Source organism: Nocardiopsis baichengensis YIM 90130 (assembly GCF_000341205.1).
In the GTDB taxonomy this organism is placed as follows: domain Bacteria; phylum Actinomycetota; class Actinomycetes; order Streptosporangiales; family Streptosporangiaceae; genus Nocardiopsis_A; species Nocardiopsis_A halophila.
In genome coordinates this window covers 355772-375795 of sequence record NZ_ANAS01000004.1, presented here as the reverse complement: position 1 = coordinate 375795, position 20024 = coordinate 355772, and the positions used below count along the sequence as shown (strand labels likewise).

The window sequence follows — 20024 nt, the reverse complement described above, 5'->3', positions numbered from 1 at the left end:
TTCGGAGCGGTGTCGGCCCGGAAGGGCGTCGGCGGCCTCGCCCCGTTCGGGCGGCGGGGCGGGGACGGGTGTCCCGGTTCCGGTTGAGGGGTTGACCGCTGGCTCGGCCGCGGCATACCTTCCATCCAATTGATATATCAGTATGCGTTCAGCGTGCCGCCGACCCCGGCCCCGGGCCCGTCCCATGGCGGGTCCTCCGCGTCGACGCGCCCCTCGCCCCTTCGCCCCACCCGCGGTGTGCGCCCGTCTTCGGCGTGCCCTGTCCCTGCCTCCTGCCCCCGCCCCCGAGCCGCCTGCCGCGGCTCCACGGAGCAGGCGCCGCTCCCGCCTGCGCAAGCGCCGCCCCTCAGAGGCCTTCACAGTCCGCCCGTTAGGAGACCAGCATGAGTACGACCCCCCGTGTCGTGATCATCGGAGCCGGGATCGTCGGCGCCAACCTGGCCGATGAGCTGACCGAGCGCGGATGGGACCGGGTCACCGTCCTCGACCAGGGGCCGCTCCCGCTCACCGGGGGGTCCACCTCCCACGCGCCCGGGCTGGTCTACCAGACCGGCCCCTCGAAGACGATGACCGCGTTCGCCCAGTACACCGTCGAGAAGTTCACCGGCCTCGACGCCGACGGCGCCTGGTGCTTCAACCGGGTGGGCGGCCTGGAGATCGCGACCACCCCCGAGCGGCTGGCCGACCTGCACCGCAAGCAGGGCTGGGCCGCCTCCTGGGGCGTCCCCGGCGAGGTCGTCGGCCCCCAGGAGTGCGCCAAACTCCACCCGCTGCTCGACCCCGACCGGATCCTGGGCGGCCTGCACACCCCCACCGACGGCCTGGCCAAGGCCTCCCGCGCGGTCGATGCGCTCGCCCGCCGCGCCCAGGCGCGCGGCGCCCGGTTCCAGGGCGGCACCCGCGTCGTGGGCGTCAAACAGAGCGGGGGGCGCGTCACCGGGGTGGAGACCACCCGGGGCGAGGTCCCCGCCGACATCGTCGTGTGCTGCGCCGGCTTCTGGGGCCGCGCGGTCGGCGCGATGGCCGGGATGAACCTGCCCCTGCTGCCCATGGCCCACCAGTACGTGCGCACCGGGCCGCTGCCCGAACTGGCGGGGCGCAACGACGAGCACGGCGAGGCGCGGATGCCGATCCTGCGCCACCAGGACCGCGACCTGTACTTCCGCGAGCACGTCGACCGGCTCGGCGTCGGCTCCTACGCCCACCGCCCGATGCCGGTGGGCCTGGAGGACCTGCCCCGCGTGGACGGCCCCACCGAGGCGTCCATGCCCTCGATGCTGCCCTTCACCGGCGAGGACTTCGCCGAGTCCTGGGGGTACGCCCGGCGGCTGCTGCCCGCACTGGAGACGGCCCGGATCGAGGACGGCTTCAACGGCGTCTTCTCCTTCACCCCCGACGGCGGGCCGCTGATCGGCGAGTCGCCCGAGACGGCCGGCTTCTGGATCGCCGAGGCGGTGTGGGTGACCCACTCGGCGGGCGTGGCCAGGTCCGTCGCCCAGCTGCTGGTGGACGGCCGCAGCGAGGTCGAGCTGCACGGCTGCGACGTCCACCGGTTCGACGAGATCGAGACCGCCGAGGCCTACGTGGAGGAGACGGCCCGGCAGAACTTCATCGAGATCTATGACGTCAAACACCCGCTGCAGCCCCGGCTCTCGCCCCGCGACCTGCGCGTCAGCCCCTTCCACGCGCGGCAGAAGGAGCTGGGCGCCGTCTTCCTGGAGGCCCACGGCTGGGAGCGCCCGCACTGGTACGGGGCCAACGCGGCGCTGGCCAAGGAGCTGCCCATGGACTGGCGGCCGCCCTCCCGCGACGCCTGGTCCGGCATGTTCCACGACCCCTCCGTCGTGGCGGTGGAGGCCTGGAGGACCCGCACCGCCGTGGCCCTGTACGACATGACCCCGCTCAAGCGGCTGGAGATCGGCGGTCCGGGCGCCCTGGCCTACCTGGACGGCCTGACCACCGGGAGAATGGACAAGTCCGTCGGCGCCGTGACCTATACCCTGCTGCTCGACGCCGCCGGCGGGGTCCGCAGCGACATCACCGTCGCGCGCCTCGGCGAGCAGGAGTTCCAGGTCGGTGTCAACGGCAACATCGACCTGGAGTACTTCCGGCGGCGGCTCCCCGGAGACGGCAGCGTGCAGCTGCGCGACGTCACCGGGGGCACTTGCTGCATCGGGGTGTGGGGGCCGCTGGCCCGCGACCTGGTGCAGCCGCTGAGCCGCGACGACTTCTCCCATGAGGGCCTGAAGTTCTTCCGCTGCAAGCGGGCCCACATCGCGGGGATCCCGGTCACCGCCATGCGCCTGTCCTACGTCGGAGAGCTGGGCTGGGAGATCTACACCAGCGCCGAGTACGGCCGACGGCTCTGGGACGTGCTGTACGAGGCCGGACGCGGCCTCGGCGTCGTGGCCGCCGGCCGGGCCGCCTTCAACAGCCTCCGGCTGGAGAAGGGGTACCGCGCCTGGGGGACCGACATGACCACCGAGCACGACCCCTACGAGGCGGGTGTGGGCTTCGCCGTCCGCCCCGACAAGGGCCCCTTCGTCGGGCGCGACGCCCTCGCCGGACGCGACGAGAGCACGGTGACGCGCCGCCTGACGTGCCTGACCGTCGACGACGGGCGCAGCGTGGTGCTCGGGTCCGAGCCGGTGTTCCTCGACGGGGACCCCGCCGGATACGTCACCTCCGCGGCCTTCTCCCACACCCTGGGCACGCCCATCGCCTACGCGTGGCTGCCCGCCTCGGCCACGCCCGGCACCCCGGTCGAGATCAAGTACTTCGACCGCATGGTCCGCGCCACCGTCGCCGCAGAACCCCTGGTCGACCCCGAGATGAAGCGCATCCGCCGCTGAACCGGACCCCGCACCGCCCCGGTTCCGGTCCCCCCTCACCGCCGGGGCGGTGCGGTCCACGCGGGCGCGCCGAGGCGCCCGCCCGGCCATCCCGCCCGGCCCACACCGCCTGATCACCCTGCCCGACCGCCCCGCCCGCACCGCCGTCGGCGGCCCCGCCGCCGCACCCGCCCCGAACCGCCAGGGGAGCGCGCATGAGCCTGTCCGTATTCGATCTGTTCAAAGTGGGCATCGGACCGTCCAGTTCGCACACGGTCGGCCCGATGCGCGCGGCGTACCTGTTCACGATCCGGCTGCGCGCCTCCGGGGTCCTGCCGCGCGTCGCGGGCGTCCGCTGCGGGCTGTTCGGGTCGCTCGGCGCGACCGGGCACGGCCACGGCAGCGTCACGGCCGTGGTCCTCGGCCTCCAGGGGGAGCAGCCCCACATCGTGGACCCCGTCTCCGCCGGACCGGGGGTCCGGGCGGTCCAAGAGGAAGGGGTCCTCGCGCTCCTCGGGGAGCACAAGATCGCCTTCTCCCTGGACGACGTCGTCCTGCACCGCAACGAGCGGTTGCCGTTCCACAGCAACGGAATGGTCTTCGAGGCCTTCGACGACCGGGGCCGCACGGTCGACCGCCGGGAGTACTACTCGGTGGGGGGAGGGTTCGTCCTCGACGAGGACGAGGCGGGCCGCCCCGTCCTCGTCGAGGACGGGACCGCCACCCCCTACCCCTTCCGCACGGGTGAGGAGCTGCTCGCCCACACGCGCCGCACGGGCCTGCCGGTCAGCGGGGTCATGCTGGCCAACGAGCGCGTCCGGCGCACCGGGGACGAGGTCCGCGAGGGCCTGCTGCACATCTGGTCGGTGATGGGGGAGTGCGTCGACCGCGGGATGAGCACCTCCGGGGTCCTGCCCGGAGGGCTGCGGGTCCGCCGCCGGGCCGGCGGGCTCCGGGCGCGCCTGGAGGCCGGCGGAGGGGACGACGACGCCCTGGCCGCGCTGGAATGGGTCACCCTCTTCGCCCTCGCCGTGAACGAGGAGAACGCCGCGGGCGGACGGGTGGTGACCGCGCCGACGAACGGCGCCGCCGGGATCGTCCCGGCCGTCCTCCACTACGCCAGGGACTTCCTCCCCTCGTTCGGCTCAGAGGCGGTGGTGCGGTTCCTGCTCACCGCAGGGGCGATCGGGATCCTGTTCAAGGAGAACGCTTCGATCTCGGGGGCCGAGGTCGGCTGCCAGGGCGAGGTCGGGTCGGCCTGCTCGATGGCGGCGGCGGGGCTCGCCGAGGTCATCGGGGGCACCCCCGAACAGGTGGAGAACGCGGCCGAGATCGGTCTGGAGCACAACCTCGGGCTGACCTGCGACCCCGTGGGAGGGCTCGTGCAGATCCCCTGCATCGAGCGCAACGCGGTGGCCGCGGTCAAGGCGATCACCGCCGCCCGGATGGCCGTCCGGGGCGACGGCCGGCACCACGTCTCCCTCGACAATGCGATCACGACCATGCGCCAGACGGGGGCCGACATGAAGGACAAGTACAAGGAGACCGCCCGCGGCGGACTCGCCCTCAACGTCGTGGAATGCTGAGGAGTAATCCGGTGGCCCGTTCGTTCGTCCTCACCCTGAGCTGTCCCGACCGGACCGGAATCGTCCAGGCGGTCAGCTCCTATCTGCTCCGGCGCGGCTGCGATATCCGCGAATACCGGCAGTTCGACGATTCCGTCCGCGGACGCGTCTTCCTGCGCACGCAGGTCGCGGCCGGCCGCGAGGTCGACCTCGATGAGGTCTCCGCAGGCTTCGAGCCGGTCGCCGCGGACTTCGGGATGGACTTCGCCTTCTTCGACGACCGCGATGCGCGCGTGCTGGTGATGGCCTCCAAGGCCGGCCACTGCCTCAACGACCTGATCTACCGCTGGCGCGCCGGGAGCCTGGGGGCCGACATCGTGGCCGTGGTGTCCAACCACCGGGACCTGCGGCCGATGGCCGAGGCGGCCGGACTGCCCTTCGTGCACATCCCCGTCACCCCCGACGACAAGGCGGAGGCCGAGGCCCGGCTGCTGAAACTGGTCGACGAATACCGGGCCGACCTGGTCGTCCTCGCCCGTTACATGCAGATCCTCTCCGACGAGACCTGCAAGGCCCTTTACGGGCGGGCCATCAACATCCACCACTCCTTCCTCCCGGGGTTCAAGGGAGCCAAGCCCTACCACCAGGCCTACCGGCGCGGGGTCAAGCTGGTCGGCGCCACCGCGCACTACGTCACCCCCGACCTGGACGAGGGGCCGATCATCGAGCAGGAGGTCATCCGCATCGACCACACCTACGACCCGCAGGCGCTGCAGACGGTGGGGCGGGACGCCGAGGCCCTGGCCCTGTCGCGGGCGGTGCGCTGGCACTGCGAGCGGCGGGTGCTGCTCAACGGGGACAGCACCGTCGTCTTCCGCTGAACGAGGAACGCCCGCAGAACGCCCGTAGAACGCGTCCGGATCCCGCGCCGCAGGCCGGCGCCCCCTCTGAACCCTCGACTCATATATCTGTCCGCGATAAGGTGCGAAGGCCTCATTCCCGCGTTGCCGTCTCCGGCGCACGGCCTTTCGAGCAGCCGATTCGAGCAGCCCCTCGGGGACCGCGCGCGGGGTCGCCGTGCCCCGCGAACGGCCGCGGCCCCGGGTGCTCCCATCGACATCTCCGCCACCGGCCTTCGGGGAACGCGGCCGCGCATGCCCCGGCGCCGGCGGCGAGGTCGCCCACCTTCCGTCCCCTTCCCCTCCCCGCGTGAGGAGCGCGTCCATGACGACCGGTGAAATCGCCGCATCCACCGAAGGCGAGAACCTCCCTGAGAGCCTGCGCGAGACCCTTCCCGGCCACTACTACACCGACCCCGGGATCTTCCGCGCCGAACAGGCCGCGATCTTCGAGGCCCAGTGGTTCTGCGCGGCCTACGGCGACGACCTGGCCCGCCCCGGCCGGTTCGAGACCGTGCAGATCGGCCGCGAGAGCGTCCTGGTGACCCGGGGCCGGGACGGCGCCGTCCACGCCTACCTCAACGTGTGCCGGCACCGGGGGGCCCGGCTGTGCACACAGGAGCGCGGCGAGGTGCGGCGCGCCTTCCAGTGCCCGTACCACGCCTGGACCTACTCCCTCGACGGCAAGCTGGTCTCGGCCCCGAACCTGACGGCGATGCCGGACGTGGACCGCGCCCGCTTCGGCCTGCACCGGGTGCACGTGCGCGAGTGGCTCGGCTACGTGTGGCTGTGCCTGGCCGAGGAGCCGCCCTCGTTCGAGGACACCGTCATCGGCGATGTCACCGCCCGCCTGGGCACCCCGGACGCGATCGTGGGCTACCAGGTCGCCGACCTCAAGCTCGGCCGGCGGATCGAGTACGACGTGAAGGCGAACTGGAAGCAGATCGTCGAGAACTTCATGGAGTGCTACCACTGCGCGACGATCCACCCCGAGCTGACCGAGGTCCTCCCGGAGTTCGCCGACGGCCTGGCGGCCCAGTACTTCGTGGGCCACGGGGCCGAGTTCGGCGAGGACGTGGAGGGCTTCACCGTCGACGGCTCGGCCGGGCTGGAGCCGATCCCGGGGGTGAGCCAGGACCAGGACCGGCGGTACTACGCCATCACCGTCCGCCCGCAGGTCTTCATCAACCTCGTCCCCGACCACGTGATCTTCCACCGCATGTTCCCGCTGTCGGCCGATCGGACCCTCGTCCGCTGCGACTGGCTCTACCTGCCCGAGGTGGTCGACTCGGGCGCGGACCTCGACCGCTCGGTGGAGCTGTTCCACCGGGTCAACCAGCAGGACTTCGACGCCTGCGAGCGGTGCCAGCTCGCCATGGACTCCCGGTCCTACCGGGACGGAGGGGTGCTGGTGCCCAGCGAGCACCACATCGGGGAGTTCCACGACTGGGTCCGGCAGCGCACCGGCTGACGCGGACCCCTCGAGGCCCCGCGCGCGTGCGCGCGGGGCCTACCGCCTCTGCGCCGGGGGCGCCGGCAGGGCCCGCACGGGAAGGCAGGCCTGAAGGGAAGGGGATCCGAAGGGGCGGAGCGGGGGAGGGGAGACGTCCGCCGGGAAGGAGTGGGAAGGAGCGGGGCGGCCCTAGGATTCCTCGTCGTGCGGGTACTCCAGGGGAACGCCCTCCGGGGACAGCGGCGGAGGGGGCAGCTCCGAGCTCGACGTCAGCGGCGCCGCGCCTTCCAGGGGCCGCCCTGCGTGCTCCTTCAGGAAGCAGGTGCTGACGAGGCCGATCACGCCCGCGCCGATGAGGTAGTAGCCCGGCCAGTCCAGATCGCCGGTGGCCACGGTGGCGGCCTCGATGACCGTCGGCGCCGTACCGGCGAACAGCGAGACCGAGGCGTTGAAGATGACCGCGAGGCCGCTGTAGCGGACCATCGTGGGGAACAGGGCGGGCAGGGTCGAGGGGGAGACCGCGGCGAAGCACACCAGGGCGGTCCCCATGATCAGCAGCCCGACGATCTGGCCCGGCAGGCCCTCGCGCAGCAGCCACACCGCCGGCAGGCCCAAGACGGCCAGGGTCGCGCTGCCCATGATGAGGACCGGCCGGCGCCCGATCCGGTCGCTCAACCGCCCCACGGACCCGATCACGCACACCATCAGCACCATGGTGGCGACCTGCAGGGCGGTCACCACCGCCTCGCTGGTGCCGCCCATGCCGTAGCGCGGGAGCGTTCCGGTCAGGTAGGCGGGCACGTAGTTGGTGAGCACGTAGTTGGTCACGTTCCAGGCGATGGTCACCCCGGCCGCCACGAGCGCCGCGGTGCGGTAGTGGGCCGCGATGATCTGGACGGCGCGCCGGACCGACATCGTGGACAGCGCGGGTGAGCGCTCCATGAGCTGCCGGAAGGCGGGCGTGTCCTCCAGGGCGATCCGAAGGTAGAGGCCGGTCAGGCCCAGGGGGAGCGCGAGCATGAACGGCAGCCGCCAGCCCCATGCGACCAGGGCGTCGTCGGGCAGGAGGGCGATCACCGCCCCGGACACCGCCGCGCCCAGGGCGTAGCCGGTCAGCGTGGACAGCTCCAGCCGGCTGCCGAAGAACCCGCGCCGCCGGTCGGGCGCGTACTCGGCGATCAGGGTGAGCGCCCCGGTGTACTCGCCGCCGGCGGCGAAGCCCTGCAGCATCCGCATCAGCAGCACCAGCATCGGTGCGGCGAGGCCGATCGCGCCGTAGCCCGGAACCAGCCCGAGCAGCCCCGTCGCCGCCGCCATGAGCAGCATCGAGGCCGCCAGCACCCGGGTGCGGCCGAACCGGTCGCCGAGCCGGCCGAAGACGAGGCCGCCGAGCGGGCGCATCAGGAAGGCCGAGGCGAACGCGCCGAGGGCCAGCGCGGTCGTCCACTGGCCGACGTCGGGGAAGAACACCCGGTTCAGCACCACGACGGCCAGATAGGAGTAGAGCCCGAAGTCGTACCAGGCAGCGAAGTTGCCCACCGCGGCCGCCGCGACCGCACGGCGGACGGTGCGCTCCTCCTGGACGACGGGCGGCGTGAGGCCCCGCCACGGCCGCTTCGGCTTATCGGTCATGAGTCCCCTCGATGCGGCCTGCCGCCACTGCGGCACGGGGCGCGTCCCGGCAGGCGACTGCCGTTCCGGCGGGGTTCGGACGACGACGGATCGACGAGTGATATATCTCTATTCCGGCAAGCGGCAACCTACGGGACCGCTTCGGTGCGGGTCAAGGGCCGCGGGGTCGGCCCCGCGTGCAGGTCGGGACCGGGGGCGGCGCCGGGAATGCGGCCGGGATCGGGCCTCCGGGAAATCGACCGTTGACGGGCGGCGGGCGGACACGCATCCTGTGTGTTGCACATATCACCGTAGGTCTCGCAGTACGCAACAGAGGCGAGAGGATCCTCGCGGACGGTCCCGGTCCCCCTCACGGGGTCGAACGCGGTCGAAGCGGTCGGCTCCGGGTCCGTCCACCGGACGGCGGATCACCCTGCGGTGTGCGTCGCCGTGTCGGACCCGTGACCCCCACCGGCCGTCGAGAGAAATCCACCGTTGACGAGCGGCGGACCGGACCGCCCAATGTGCGTTGCGTATCACGCATTTATTTTCTTCATATGCAACTGGAGGCGAGATGATCTTCGTGGGCGAGCTGTCCGACCTCCCGCCCGGAGAGTCGGCCCGAGTGCAGGGGGAGGTGGCGATCGCGGTCTTCAACGTGGACGGTGAGCTCTACGCGATCGACGACACCTGCACCCACCAGGACGCGTCGCTGTCCGACGGATGGCTGGAGGGGTGCGCGGTCGAGTGCCCCCTGCACGCCGCCTGCTTCGATCTGCGGACCGGCCGCCCCAGCGGTCCGCCCGCCAAGAAGCCCGTCCGGACCCACGAGGTCCTCGTCCAGGACGGGGCGGTCTACGTCCGCGAGTCCGCCCCCGTCGGCGCGGACGCGCCCGTGAACGAGGTGGTCTGATGGAGGCCGTCACCGTCGTCGGGGCCTCGCTGGCCGGCCTGGCGAGCGCCCGCGCGCTGCGCGAGCAGGGCTTCGAAGGCCGGATCACCGTGGTCGGCGACGAGAAGCACGCCCCCTACGACCGGCCCCCGCTGTCCAAGGAGTTCCTGGCCGGCGCGGCGAGCGAGGACGACCTCCGCCTGACCGAGGACGACGAGGACCTGCGGGCCGATTGGGTCCTGGGCCGCACGGCCCGGGCCCTGGACACCCGTCATGGCGCCGTCGAGCTGGACGACGGCACCCGCATCGCCTCCGACGCCGTCGTGCTCGCCACCGGGGCGCGGGCGCGCACCCCGCCGGGCCCCGTGCCCGCCGGGGTGCACACCCTGCGCACCCTCGACGACGCGCAGGCCCTGCGGCGCGAGCTCGTGCCGGGAGCGCGGCTGGTCGTCATCGGGGCCGGGTTCATCGGCGCCGAGGTCGCCTCGACCGCGGTCGGCCTGGGCTGCGAGGTGGACGTCGTCGAAGCGGGGGCGGTCCCCCTGCAGCGCGTCCTGGGGCCCGAGATGGGGGCCGTGTGCGGCCGGATGCACGCCCGCCACGGCGTGCGCCTGCACCCCGGTGCCCGCGTGTCGGCGCTGGTGGGCTCCTCCCGCGTCACGGCGGTGCGCCTGGAGGACGGGCGGGAGCTGGCGGCCGACGCGGTGGTGGTGGGCATCGGCGCCGAGCCCAACACCGAGTGGCTGCACGGCTCGGGCGTGGTCATCGACCGCGGGGTGCGCACCGACGCCCGGGGGGCCACCGGCGTGCCCGGCGTCGTGGCCGTCGGGGACTGCGCGAACTCCTACCGGGCCTACACCGCCGTCCCCATGCGGCTGGAGCACTGGACCAACGCCCTGCAGCAGCCGGCGGCGGCCGCCGCGGCCCTGCTGGGCCGCGAGCACAGCGCACCGGCCCACCACGCGGTCCCCTACTTCTGGTCCGACCAGTACGGCCACAAGATCCAGTTCGCGGGCCACCGCACCGGCGACTGCACGGTGCGGATCGAGGAGGGCGATCCGGCGACGGGCCCGTTCCTGGCCCTGTACTGCGACCCCCGCGACGAGGTGACCGGGGTCCTGGCGGTCGACCTCCCGCGCTCCTTCGGCGGGTGGCGCCGACGGCTGGCCAAGCGGATCTGACCGGGGCGCGGGGGAGGCCCCGCGCCCCTCGGGGCCGACCGTGTCCGGCCGCATCCGGCCGATGCGGGCGATGCGGGCGATGCGGGCGAGGGCCCCGACCCCGGCCGTGCGCACCCCCGGGGCGGGCTATCCCGCGCCGTCCCGGGCCCCGGGCGCGTCCGCGGCGATCCCCGCCCGCACCCCGATGACGGCCGCCTCGCCCCGGGTGGCCACCCCCAGCTTCTTGAGCACCGCGGAGATGTGGAACTTCACGGTGCTCTCGGCCACGCCGAGCTCCTGCGCGATGGCCCTGTTGCGCCTGCCGGCCGCCACCAGGGCGAGCACCTCCCGCTCCCGGCGGTTCAGGTCGGCCGGCAGGCGCTGGTCCGCCTGCGGAGCGGGCGGGGCGAGCGGCAGCCGGACGGCCACCCGGTTGCCCCACCCGGGGACCGACTCCACCTCCAGCCCGGCGCCGAGCGTGTGGGCCCGGCCGTCCAGCGTGCGCCGCAGGCCGGCCGCGTCCAGCACCCCCTCGCTCTGGTCCCGGACATCGACCGCCAGGGCGGCGTCGTCGCAGGTCCAGGCGATGCGCAGCCGCGCCACGTCGGACTGCGCCGTCAGAGCCAGGGCGATGTCGTGCGTGATCGCGCGCGCTCCGTAGGCGACCTCGCCGGGCAGGGGGCCGCCGTCGGCGGAGGGCGGAACGAACTCGGCGGCGACCTCCCGGTGGCGCAGCAAGGGGTCGACCTCCTTGAGCAGGCGCTGGAACGCCGCGTCCGGCGCCTCCTCCGAATGGTTCCGATCGGCCTCCCGGCGTGCACGGAGGGCGATGAGCGCCTTGGAGGCGGCGTCGGCGGCCGCGCCGCGCGCGCTGCGGTCGTCCAGCCGGGACGAGCGCAGAGTGGTGAGGATGCCGGTGAGCGCGGCCTCGTGCGCCGCCGTCAGCTCGGCGGTGGCCCGCGCGCGCTCGCTCGAGGCGGCCCTGGACTCGGCCAGGTAGTCCGGGCTGGCCTGGGCGACCTGCTGCCGGATGGAGGTCGCGACGATCCCGAACGCCGCCGCCAGCGCCGAGGGATCCGCCGGCTCGGCCCGGCGGCGGGGGAGCAGCACCAGGAGCGTGTCCGAGCGGTCCCGCAGCGCCCACACCCACCGCTGCGCGCCGGCCAGCCGGGCGTGGCCGCTCATCCGCTCCCCGAGCGCGATGGACGCCTTCAGCGCCGCGAGCTCCTCGATGGTGACCCGGTCGACGATGTCGCGCTCACCGGCCACCTTGCGGGGGCGCCCGGTGCACTCGAGGGTGAAGATCACCAGCGCCCGGTGGGGCCACCGGGCGGACAGCAGGCGGGAGAACCGGCGGGCGATCTCGGCCAGCGGGCCCGACACCGCCTCGCGCAGCGCGTGCAGGTCGGCGACCGGGTCCGCCGCGTCCCCGGCCGGCGCCTGGGCCGGGGTGTGAGCCTCATCCGTCATGACGGGGAAGTCTAGGCTCCGCCTCCGCGCAGGGGGAACGGAGCGGCCCCGTCGAACGGCGGGATTCTCCCCTTCTTCCGGGGGGCTCCGCGTCCGGTGCGGCCGGCCCTACCGTCGCGGTGAGCGCCGTGTGCTCCAGCGCGCGGCCGACCGCACCATCGGAGGAACACCAGGCATGGCACAGCAGGTACGCGGCGTCGTCGCCATGAAGAAGGGCGCCCCCGTCGAAGTCACCGACATCGTCGTCCCCGACCCCGGTCCCGGCGAGGCCGTGGTCGCCATCGCGGCGTGCGGGGTGTGCCACACGGATCTGACCTACCGCGAGGGCGGGGTCAACGACGAGTTCCCCTTCCTCCTCGGCCACGAGGCGGCCGGCACGGTGGAGAGCGTGGGCGAGGGCGTCGACGGCCTGGCGCCCGGGGACTTCGTCGTGCTGAACTGGCGCGCGGTCTGCGGCCGGTGCCGCGCCTGCAGCCGCGGCCGCGCCGAGTACTGCTTCGACACCTTCAACGCCGAGCGGAAGATGACCCTGGCGGACGGGACGGAGCTGTCCCCGGCGCTGGGGATCGGCGCGTTCGCGGAGAAGACGCTCGTGCACGCCGGGCAGTGCACCAAGGTCGACGCGTCGGCGGACCCGGCCGTGGCCGGTCTGCTCGGCTGCGGGGTCATGGCCGGACTGGGCGCCGCGGTGAACACCGGGGGAGTGGGCCGGGGCGACTCGGTGGCGGTGATCGGCTGCGGCGGCGTCGGCGACGCCGCGGTGGCGGGGGCCCGGCTGGCCGGCGCCGGGACCATCATCGCGGTGGACCGCGACCCCGGGAAGCTGGAATGGGCCCGGGCGCTCGGCGCCACCCACACCGTCGACGCGGCGCGGGGCGACGCGGTCGAGGGGATCCGTGCGGCCACCGGCGGCTTCGGCGCCGACGTGGTCATCGACGCGGTCGGCCGCCCCGAGACCTGGACGCAGGCCTTCTACGCCCGCGACCTGGCCGGGACCGTGGTGCTGGTCGGCGTGCCCACCCCCGACATGCGGCTCGAACTGCCGCTCATCGACGTCTTCGCCCGCGGCGGGGCGCTGAAGTCCTCCTGGTACGGCGACTGCCTGCCCGAGCGCGACTTCCCCGTGCTGATCGACCTGTACCGGCAGGGGCGGCTGCCGCTGGAGCGGTTCGTCACCGAGCGCATCGGGATCGACCAGGTCGAGGAGGCCTTCCACACCATGCACCAGGGCGAGGTGCTGCGTTCGGTGGTGGTCCTGTGAGCGGCGCGCTGCGCATCGACCGCGTGGTCACCTCCGGCCTGTTCGAACTCGACGGCGGGGCGTGGAAGGTCGACAACAACGTCTGGGTGGTCGGCGACGACGACGAGGCGGTGGTGATCGACGCCGCGCACGACGCCGAGCCGATCGTCGAGGCCGTGGGCGGGCGGCACGTGGTGGCGGTCGTGTGCACGCACGGGCACAACGACCACGTGACCTACGCCCCGGAGCTGGGCCGGACGCTGCAGGCCCCGGTGCTGCTGCACTCCGGTGACGACGCGCTGTGGCGGATGAGCCACGACGGCACCGCCTACCGGCACCTGGACGACGACCGGCGCATCCCGGTCGCGGGCACCGAGATGCGCGCGATCCACACGCCGGGGCACTCGCCCGGCTCGGTCTGCCTGCACATGCCCGAGGCGGGGGCGCTGTTCTCCGGGGACACCCTCTTCTCGGGGGGACCGGGTGCGACGGGCCGGTCGTACTCGGACTTCCCGACGATCATCGGCTCCATCCGCGACCGCCTGTTCCGGCTCCCGGAGGAGACCCGCGTCCACACGGGCCACGGCGACGGCACCACCATCGGTACGGAGGCGCCGCACCTGGCGGAGTGGATCGCCCGCGGCCACTGAGCCGAACGGACGGCCGGCGCGGTTCGGGGGCGGCGGAGGAAGGGCGCCCGCCCCCGGCCGTGCCCGGCGGCGGGCCGCACCGGGTACGGCCGGTCCGGGGCCGCGGGGAGGGAGACGTGTGCCCCCGGTTGTGCTAACATCACGGATGGGTTGCAGTCTGGATTTCGCTTGATCGCACGATCGCCCGCGGAGTTTCGGTCAGCGGGCGTTTTTTCGTTCCGGAAGAAGGTTCGCGGCAGCCCCGGGCGCCGCAGCCCGCGGCGTCGGTTTCATTGCAGAAGGAACGAGGAGGCCGCCATGGCCACCGGAACCGTGAAGTGGTTCAACAGCGAAAAGGGCTACGGCTTCATCAGCCAGGACGAGGGCGGCCCGGACGTCTTCGTGCACTACTCCTCCATCGCGGGCAGCGGGTTCCGCAACCTCGAGGAGAACCAGCGCGTCGAGTTCGACATCGCTCAGGGCCCCAAGGGCCCGCAGGCCCAGGACGTCCAGGCGCTCTAAGCAGGACCCACAGGCCTTCCGGGCCCGATGACGGCCCGATGGGACGGCCCCCGCAGCACTGCTGCGGGGGCCGTCCCCTTTCATGCCGACCGGCACCGACCTCGTACGGCCCCGGCTCCGGCCGCAGGGACCGCCGGCAGGTCACGCCCGCGAGGGCCGCTCAGGGAGGACGCCGGCCAGGAACTCCCGCGCCTCGCGGTAGAGCGCGGCCAGGTCCTGCGGGCCGCCTCCCTCCGCCTCCTGCCCCCACTCGGTGAGGGCCGCGTGCAGGACCGCGCCGGTCAGCGCCGCGATCACCCGCGCCTTGAGGCGGCTGCCCGGCCCCAGCGCTTCGGTGAGACGGGCGCACAGGCGGTCGGAGTAGGCCTGAAGGCGCGCCTCGGCCGCCTGCTTGAGGGCGGGCTCGCGCGCGGTGAGGCGCTGGACGGCCGCGTAGCGCCGGGCCTGCGGCTCGGCGGTCAGGCGGGCGATGAGCACGGCGTACATCTCCTCGATCCGCTCGCGCGCTCCGGCCGCGTCGGCGCCGGCGAGGTCGAGGGCCTCGATCGCCTCCTCCATCGCGGAGAAGTCCTGGAGCGCCGCGTCCTCCTTGGTGGGGAAGTAGCGGAAGAACGTGCGCGGGGAGATGCCCGACGCCGCCGCGATGTCGTCGACGGTCGTGGCCGCGACGCCGCGCTCCTCGAACAATCGCAGGGCCGCCTGGCCGACGTGCTCGGCCGTCTGGCGCCGCCTGCGCGCCCGCAGGTCCTCCCCCTCCTCCCGGAGGGGGCCGGTGCTCGGCATGTGTCGATCCTCTCCTCGCCGCACCTCGTGCCCGGTTTCCGCACCAGGATACGCTTCTGGCAGTGACTGCCAACTTGGCGGTCACTGCGAACTCTTCGTCCGTACCCGTCAACGGAAGGGCCACCCGTGTCGCCATCCCCGCCGCCGGCCGCCTCGGAGGGCGCCGCCGCCGCGACCTCCGCGGAGAGCACCGCGCCCCGCACGGGGCCGGTCATCGGCCTATTGGTCGCCTCGGCCTTCGTGGTGATCCTGAACGAGACGATCATGAGCGTGGCGATGCCGCGCCTGATGGTCGACCTGGACATCACGGCGGCGACGGCGCAGTGGCTGACCACCGCGTTCATGCTGACCATGGCCGCGGTCATCCCGATGACGGGCCGCCTGCTCGAGCGCTACACCACGCGCACGCTCTTCATCGCCGCCATGTCGCTGTTCTCGGCGGGGACGCTGCTGGCCGCGGCCGCGCCCGGTTTCGGCGCCCTGCTGGCCGGCCGCGTCGTCCAGGCCTCCGGCACGGCCGTGATGATGCCGCTGCTCATGACCACGGTCCTGACCTTCGTCCCCGCCGAGCGGCGCGGGCGCACGATGGGCCTGATCTCCATCGTCATGGCGGTCGCCCCGGCGATCGGCCCGACCGTCTCCGGGCTCGTGCTGTCCGTGCTCGGCTGGCGGTGGATGTTCATCGTCGTCCTGCCCTTCGCGCTGCTGGCCCTGGGGGCGGGGGCGGTGCTGGTGCGCAACGTCTCCCGGCCGCGCCCGGTCCGCTTCGACCTGCTCTCCGTCGCGCTGTCCGCCGTGGCCTTCGGCGGCCTGATCTACGGCCTCAACAGCATCGGCGAGGCGGCCGAGGGGCACGCCGCGGTGTCCCCGCTCCTGCCGATCGCCGTCGGCGCCGTCGTCCTGGCGGTGTTCGTGGTCCGGCAGGTGGCGCTGCAGCGGCAGGACCGGCCGCTGATGGACCTGCGGGCGTTTCGCACCCGCAACTTCACCGTGGCGCTGGTCCTGGTGCTGATCAGCATGGCCGCGCTGTTCGGCGCCCTGATCACGCTGCCCCTGCTGCTGCAGAACGTCCTCGGCTACGGCACCCTGGAGACCGGCCTGATGCTGCTGCCCGGCGGCCTGGTGATGGGCCTGGTGGGCGCGGTGATCGGCCGCGTCTTCGACCGGGTCGGCCCGCGCCCGCTGGTCACGCCCGGGGCCGTGGCGGTCAGCGCCGCGCTGTGGGGGATGACGGCGCTCGACCAGGACGCGACCCCGGCGCTGATCATCGGCGTCCACCTCGTGCTCAACGTCGGGCTGGGCTTCATGCTCACCCCGCTGCTGACCTCGGCGCTCGGCTCGCTCCCGGCGCATCTGTACACCCACGGCAGCGCCATCCTGAACACACTGCAGCAGGTCGCCGCCGCTGCGGGCACCGCGCTGTTCATCACGGTCATGTCCACGGGGGCGGCCGCCGCCGTCGCGTCCGGCGAGGGCGCCGTGGCCGCACAGGCGCAGGGCCTGCGGACCGCGTTCGTGTGCGGGGCCGTGATCTCCCTGTTCGCCGTGGCCATGGCCTGGCTCGTCAAGCGCCCCGCCGACCACGGCGGCACCGCGGCGGACGGGCCCGCGCCCGAGGCCGGCACGGCGGACGCTGAGGCGCCCGTACGGGCGGGCTGACGGTGCCCGAACGGTCCGGGGTCCCGGCGAGGGGGGCGGGGGCGGCGTTCCGCGCCCGTGCCGGGGCCCGCCTGCGCCTCCCCTCGACGGCGTGTCCGTCCACGGTCCCCGCCCGGGCGCAGGCCCCGCGCCCGTGAGCCGCCGGCCGCCCGTATCCGAGGCCGGCGAGGTCGACGTGCCCTTCGTCGTGCTGCCGATCGGCCGCCACCACGACGCCCTGGGGTGAGGGGCAGGGCTCCGGCCTCCCGGGTACGGCCGACTCCGGTGTACGGCGGTGCCTCCGTGCCCCTGCCCGGGGCGACCCCGAAGGGACGGCACACCTCAGTGTCCGGTGGCGTCCTCAGGGAACAGGAGGCGGGCGATCGCGCGGGCCTGGCCTCGGGGGTCCTCCGGGCGCAGCGAGCCTGAGAGCACGAGTGTCGCGTAGCCGTGGACCAGGGACCACGCGGCCACACCGGTGAGGCCGGCGTCCCCGTCTTCGGCCCGCCGTTCGGCGATCCCGGCCGCGAGCGCGTCGCTCGCCCGCGCCTGGGCGTCCGCCAGCTCCTCGTCGTCCGCCCGGAGCAGGCCGGGCTGGAACATCACCTCGAAGTGCGCCGGGTGCTCCAGGGCGAAGCGCACGTAGGCCGCCCCCATCCCGACGATCCCGCCGCCCGCGAGCCGCGCCTCGGCGACGGTGTCGGCGAGCATGCCGTACCCCTCGGCGGCCAGCGCGGTGAGCAGGCCGGGCTTGTCGCCGAAGTGGTGGGCCGGTGCGGCGTTGGAGACGCCGGCCTGCCGGGCCAGCCCGCGCAGGCTGACCGCGTAGGCCCCGGACTCGGCTATGGCGGCGGCCGCGGCGGCGAGCAGAGCCCGGCGGAGATCGCCGTGGTGGTAGGCCATGGCCCCAGCCTAGCCCCGATCTTTTCATTGACAAGACCGTGGCGGTGCGCAATCTTGGCAGTGAAAAGATCGATCTCGCCGATGGAGGGGAGGCGCCATGGCGCCGCTGGTCTTCCTACTGGCGGGCACCTCGGCGGTGCTCGTGGCGGGCCTGGCGGGGGTGCGGCGGCTGCGCTCCTGGCCGGTGGCCGTGCGCTGCGGGCTGGCCCTGATGTTCACGGTGACCGGGCTCGCGCACTTCGTGGGCATGCGCCGGGAGCTGGTCGCCATGGTGCCGCCCGCGCTGCCCGCACCGGAACTGCTGGTCACCGTCACCGGGGTGCTGGAGCTGGCGGGCGCCGCGGCGCTGCTGTGGTCCGCCACCGCGCCGTGGGCCGCGGGCGGGCTCGCCCTGATGCTGGTGGCGATGTTCCCGGCCAACGTCCACCGCGCGCTCAGCGAGGCCGGTCTGCCGTGGGACGACCGCCTGGTGCCGAGGACCCTGCTCCAGCTCGTCTTCCTGGCCGCCGCCCTCAGCGTGGTGGTGCACCACGTCCGAAAGGCCCGCCGGGCCCCGGCCGAAGGCCGGGCGGGATAGGCTGCGCCGCCGTGAACGAAACCCTCGACGAATCCACCGCCCACCTCCGGGCGACGGCGGACGCCTACGATGCCGTCGCCGACCTCTACGCCGACTTCGCCCGCGACGCGCTCGCCCCCCTGCCCCTGGACCGCGCGGTGATCGCCGCCTTCGCCGACCTGGTCCGCGGCGCGGGGCCCGTCGCCGAGCTCGGATGCGGCCCCGGCGCGGTGACCGCGCACCTCAGGGACCTCGGCCTGGACGCCTTCGGCGTGGACCTGTCGGCGGCCCTGGTCGCGATCGCGCGCAGGGAGTACCCGGACCTCCGCTTCGACATCGGCTCCATGGACGCCCTGGCCGTGGACGACGGGGCCCTGGGCGGCGTCCTCTCCTGGTACTCGGTCATCCACCTGCCGCCGCCGGAGATCCCCTCCTACCTCGCCGAGTTCCGCCGGGTGCTCGCGCCCGGCGGGCACCTCCTGCTCGCCTTCTTCGAGGCCGAGGGCGGGCCGGTCGCCGCGTTCGACCACAAGGTGGCCACGGCCTACCGGTGGCCGGCCGACGACCTGGCCGCGGCGGCGGGCGCGGCCGGGTTCACCGAGGTCGGCCGGATGCTGCGCGAGCCGGGCCCGCAGGAGCGGTTCCGGCGCGGGCACCTGCTGATGCGCGCGGGCGAATGACCGCACCGAGCGCGGTCCGGCCGCCGTGCCGTCAGTGCGCCGCGGCGGCCGCGCTCCTCCTGCCGATCACGAACCAGCACAGCGCCCCCAGGAACGGGGCGCAGATGATGAACAGGGCCCACACGACCTTCATCCCGGCGTCCAGTCGCGAGGCGAGGCTGCCGATGAACGCGGCGACGATGAACGCGGCGTAGGCCACCAGGGCCAGGCCGACCAGGACGAGAAGGGCCGCGCTCCCGACCTGGCCGGCGTCGGCGAGCAGGGAGGCGCTGTGGGTGATCATGGTGCGGGGTCCAATCCTCAGGTTCTTCGATCTGTCGCCATAACGCTAGGATCCCGCCCCCGACCTGCGCGTCCCTCTGGAGGACCAACTCCGGGGGCCGCCAGAAGTCGGGGGTCGGCCGTGCCGCGGTGGCCGATCGTCGGTGGGCCCCGGGCGCCCGCCGCCGGGCCGCGCTCGGGCAGGGGCCCTGAGGCCCCGCCGTTCCGCGGGTTCGGGGCCCTACCGGACCGGGCGGGGGAGCCGGACTCGCGCGGACGAGTCCCAAGAGTCCTTTACCTTCACGTGAAATGGGTTCGTCTAGCATTTCTGCATGACGTCCGAGTTGCGCACCGAACGGCTCCTCATCCGCGGTTGGGCGCCCGAAGACGCGTCCGCCGCACTACGGATCTACGGGGTCGAGAAAGTGGCCGCCCGCCTCACCCCGGAAATGAGCACGGTCGGCGACGAAGAGGCCATGCGCTCGGTCCTTCAGGCCTGGATCGAGGCCCAGCCCGACCTGGTGCCGCCGGCGGGCCGGTGGGCGGTGGTCCGCCGGACCGATGACGAGGTGATCGGCGGCCTCACCCTGCGCCAGCTTCCCCCTTACGAGGAGGACTTCGAGTTGAGCTGGCACCTGCGCCCGGATGCCTGGGGGAGCGGTTACGCCACCGAGGCGGCCAGGGGCCTGGCCGGGTGGGCGTTCGAACAGGGGCTGGAGGAGCTCTTCGCCGTCGCACGCCCGGACAACGAGCGCGCCGCCGCCACCGCCCGCCGCATCGGGATGGAGTGGGTCGGCGAGACCGACAAGTACTACGACACCACTCTGCAGGTCTTCCGCATGCGCCCGTCGGACCTGGAGGGTGCCGTCCCGGCGGGCTTCGGCACCGGCGAGTAGGCGAGGGCACAGGGGCCGCTCCGGGGCCGAGCGCC

General features: G+C 73.8%; 18 protein-coding genes. 13 read left to right on the top strand and 5 right to left on the bottom strand.

Features of this window, described 5'->3' with window-relative positions; translation table 11 throughout:
• Positions 1-383: 383 nt before the first annotated feature.
• From C892_RS0103015 to C892_RS0103000, 4 genes are all read left to right on the top strand, one after another.
• Complete coding sequence (locus C892_RS0103015) at positions 384-2852, top strand: GcvT family protein (RefSeq protein ID WP_026124104.1); 2469 nt, start codon at positions 384-386, stop codon at positions 2850-2852.
• A gap of 194 nt (positions 2853-3046) precedes the next feature.
• Positions 3047-4417 carry an L-serine ammonia-lyase gene (locus tag C892_RS0103010; protein WP_017555996.1) on the top strand — a complete coding sequence of 457 codons (1371 nt, stop codon included), beginning with the start codon at positions 3047-3049 and terminating at the stop codon, positions 4415-4417.
• Positions 4418-4428: 11 nt separating this feature from the next.
• Entirely contained in the window at positions 4429-5277 is an 849-nt protein-coding gene (gene purU / locus C892_RS0103005) for a formyltetrahydrofolate deformylase (RefSeq protein ID WP_017555995.1), read from the top strand.
• Between the two features lie 343 nt (positions 5278-5620).
• Positions 5621-6766 carry an aromatic ring-hydroxylating oxygenase subunit alpha gene (locus C892_RS0103000; RefSeq protein ID WP_017555994.1) on the top strand — a complete coding sequence of 382 codons (1146 nt, stop codon included), beginning with the start codon at positions 5621-5623 and terminating at the stop codon, positions 6764-6766.
• Between the two features lie 171 nt (positions 6767-6937).
• Here the strand turns inward: C892_RS0103000 and C892_RS0102995 are convergent, their stop codons facing one another.
• On the bottom strand, positions 6938-8380 hold the full coding sequence (locus C892_RS0102995) for an MFS transporter (protein WP_017537830.1): 1443 nt from the start codon (positions 8378-8380) through the stop codon (positions 6938-6940).
• Between the two features lie 553 nt (positions 8381-8933).
• Here C892_RS0102995 and C892_RS0102990 point away from each other — a divergent pair.
• Positions 8934-9272: a bifunctional 3-phenylpropionate/cinnamic acid dioxygenase ferredoxin subunit gene (locus C892_RS0102990; protein ID WP_017555993.1), complete on the top strand. Its 339-nt coding sequence runs from the start codon at positions 8934-8936 to the stop codon at positions 9270-9272.
• Positions 9272-10432 carry an NAD(P)/FAD-dependent oxidoreductase gene (locus tag C892_RS0102985; protein WP_017555992.1) on the top strand — a complete coding sequence of 387 codons (1161 nt, stop codon included), beginning with the start codon at positions 9272-9274 and terminating at the stop codon, positions 10430-10432. Before C892_RS0102990 ends, C892_RS0102985 begins: the two co-directional genes overlap by 1 nt.
• Before the next feature lie 126 nt (positions 10433-10558).
• Here the strand turns inward: C892_RS0102985 and C892_RS0102980 are convergent, their stop codons facing one another.
• Positions 10559-11881, bottom strand: coding sequence for a LuxR C-terminal-related transcriptional regulator (locus tag C892_RS0102980; RefSeq protein WP_017555991.1), 1323 nt, complete (start codon positions 11879-11881; stop codon positions 10559-10561).
• A gap of 175 nt (positions 11882-12056) precedes the next feature.
• Here C892_RS0102980 and C892_RS0102975 point away from each other — a divergent pair, with 175 nt between their 5' ends.
• The 3 genes from C892_RS0102975 to C892_RS0102965 all read left to right on the top strand — a co-directional run bounded on the left by C892_RS0102975 (position 12057) and on the right by C892_RS0102965 (position 14272).
• On the top strand, positions 12057-13142 hold the full coding sequence (locus C892_RS0102975; RefSeq protein WP_017555990.1) for an S-(hydroxymethyl)mycothiol dehydrogenase: 1086 nt from the start codon (positions 12057-12059) through the stop codon (positions 13140-13142).
• Entirely contained in the window at positions 13139-13771 is a 633-nt protein-coding gene (locus C892_RS0102970; protein ID WP_017537824.1) for an MBL fold metallo-hydrolase, read from the top strand. The genes C892_RS0102975 and C892_RS0102970 overlap by 4 nt, the downstream gene beginning before the upstream one ends.
• Before the next feature lie 297 nt (positions 13772-14068).
• Positions 14069-14272, top strand: a complete 204-nt coding sequence (locus tag C892_RS0102965) for a cold-shock protein (RefSeq protein WP_017537823.1) — start codon at positions 14069-14071, stop codon at positions 14270-14272.
• Between the two features lie 141 nt (positions 14273-14413).
• On the opposite strand, the gene C892_RS0102960 is transcribed toward C892_RS0102965, so the two are convergent.
• On the bottom strand, positions 14414-15055 hold the full coding sequence (locus C892_RS0102960) for a TetR family transcriptional regulator (protein WP_017555989.1): 642 nt from the start codon (positions 15053-15055) through the stop codon (positions 14414-14416).
• 126 nt (positions 15056-15181) lie between these two features.
• On the opposite strand from C892_RS0102960, the gene C892_RS0102955 reads away from it, so the two are divergent.
• Positions 15182-16714, top strand: a complete 1533-nt coding sequence (locus C892_RS0102955; RefSeq protein WP_017555988.1) for an MDR family MFS transporter — start codon at positions 15182-15184, stop codon at positions 16712-16714.
• Positions 16715-17035: 321 nt separating this feature from the next.
• Here C892_RS0102955 and C892_RS0102945 read toward each other — a convergent pair whose 3' ends face one another.
• Complete coding sequence (locus C892_RS0102945; protein ID WP_017555986.1) at positions 17036-17596, bottom strand: TetR/AcrR family transcriptional regulator; 561 nt, start codon at positions 17594-17596, stop codon at positions 17036-17038.
• A gap of 97 nt (positions 17597-17693) precedes the next feature.
• Here C892_RS0102945 and C892_RS0102940 point away from each other — a divergent pair, with 97 nt between their 5' ends.
• Both C892_RS0102940 and C892_RS0102935 read left to right on the top strand, forming a co-directional pair.
• Positions 17694-18173 carry a DoxX family protein gene (locus C892_RS0102940; protein ID WP_017555985.1) on the top strand — a complete coding sequence of 160 codons (480 nt, stop codon included), beginning with the start codon at positions 17694-17696 and terminating at the stop codon, positions 18171-18173.
• Positions 18174-18184: 11 nt separating this feature from the next.
• Positions 18185-18832, top strand: coding sequence for a class I SAM-dependent methyltransferase (locus C892_RS0102935; RefSeq protein ID WP_017555984.1), 648 nt, complete (start codon positions 18185-18187; stop codon positions 18830-18832).
• Positions 18833-18863: 31 nt separating this feature from the next.
• Here the strand turns inward: C892_RS0102935 and C892_RS0102930 are convergent, their stop codons facing one another.
• Complete coding sequence (locus tag C892_RS0102930) at positions 18864-19115, bottom strand: PLD nuclease N-terminal domain-containing protein (protein WP_017555983.1); 252 nt, start codon at positions 19113-19115, stop codon at positions 18864-18866.
• A gap of 310 nt (positions 19116-19425) precedes the next feature.
• Between C892_RS0102930 and C892_RS28465 the strand changes: the two genes are divergently transcribed.
• The gene (locus C892_RS28465; RefSeq protein ID WP_017555982.1) at positions 19426-19989 is read left to right on the top strand and encodes a GNAT family N-acetyltransferase; all 564 of its coding nucleotides are present in this window, start codon (positions 19426-19428) and stop codon (positions 19987-19989) included.
• The last annotated feature ends 35 nt before the right edge of the window (positions 19990-20024 follow it).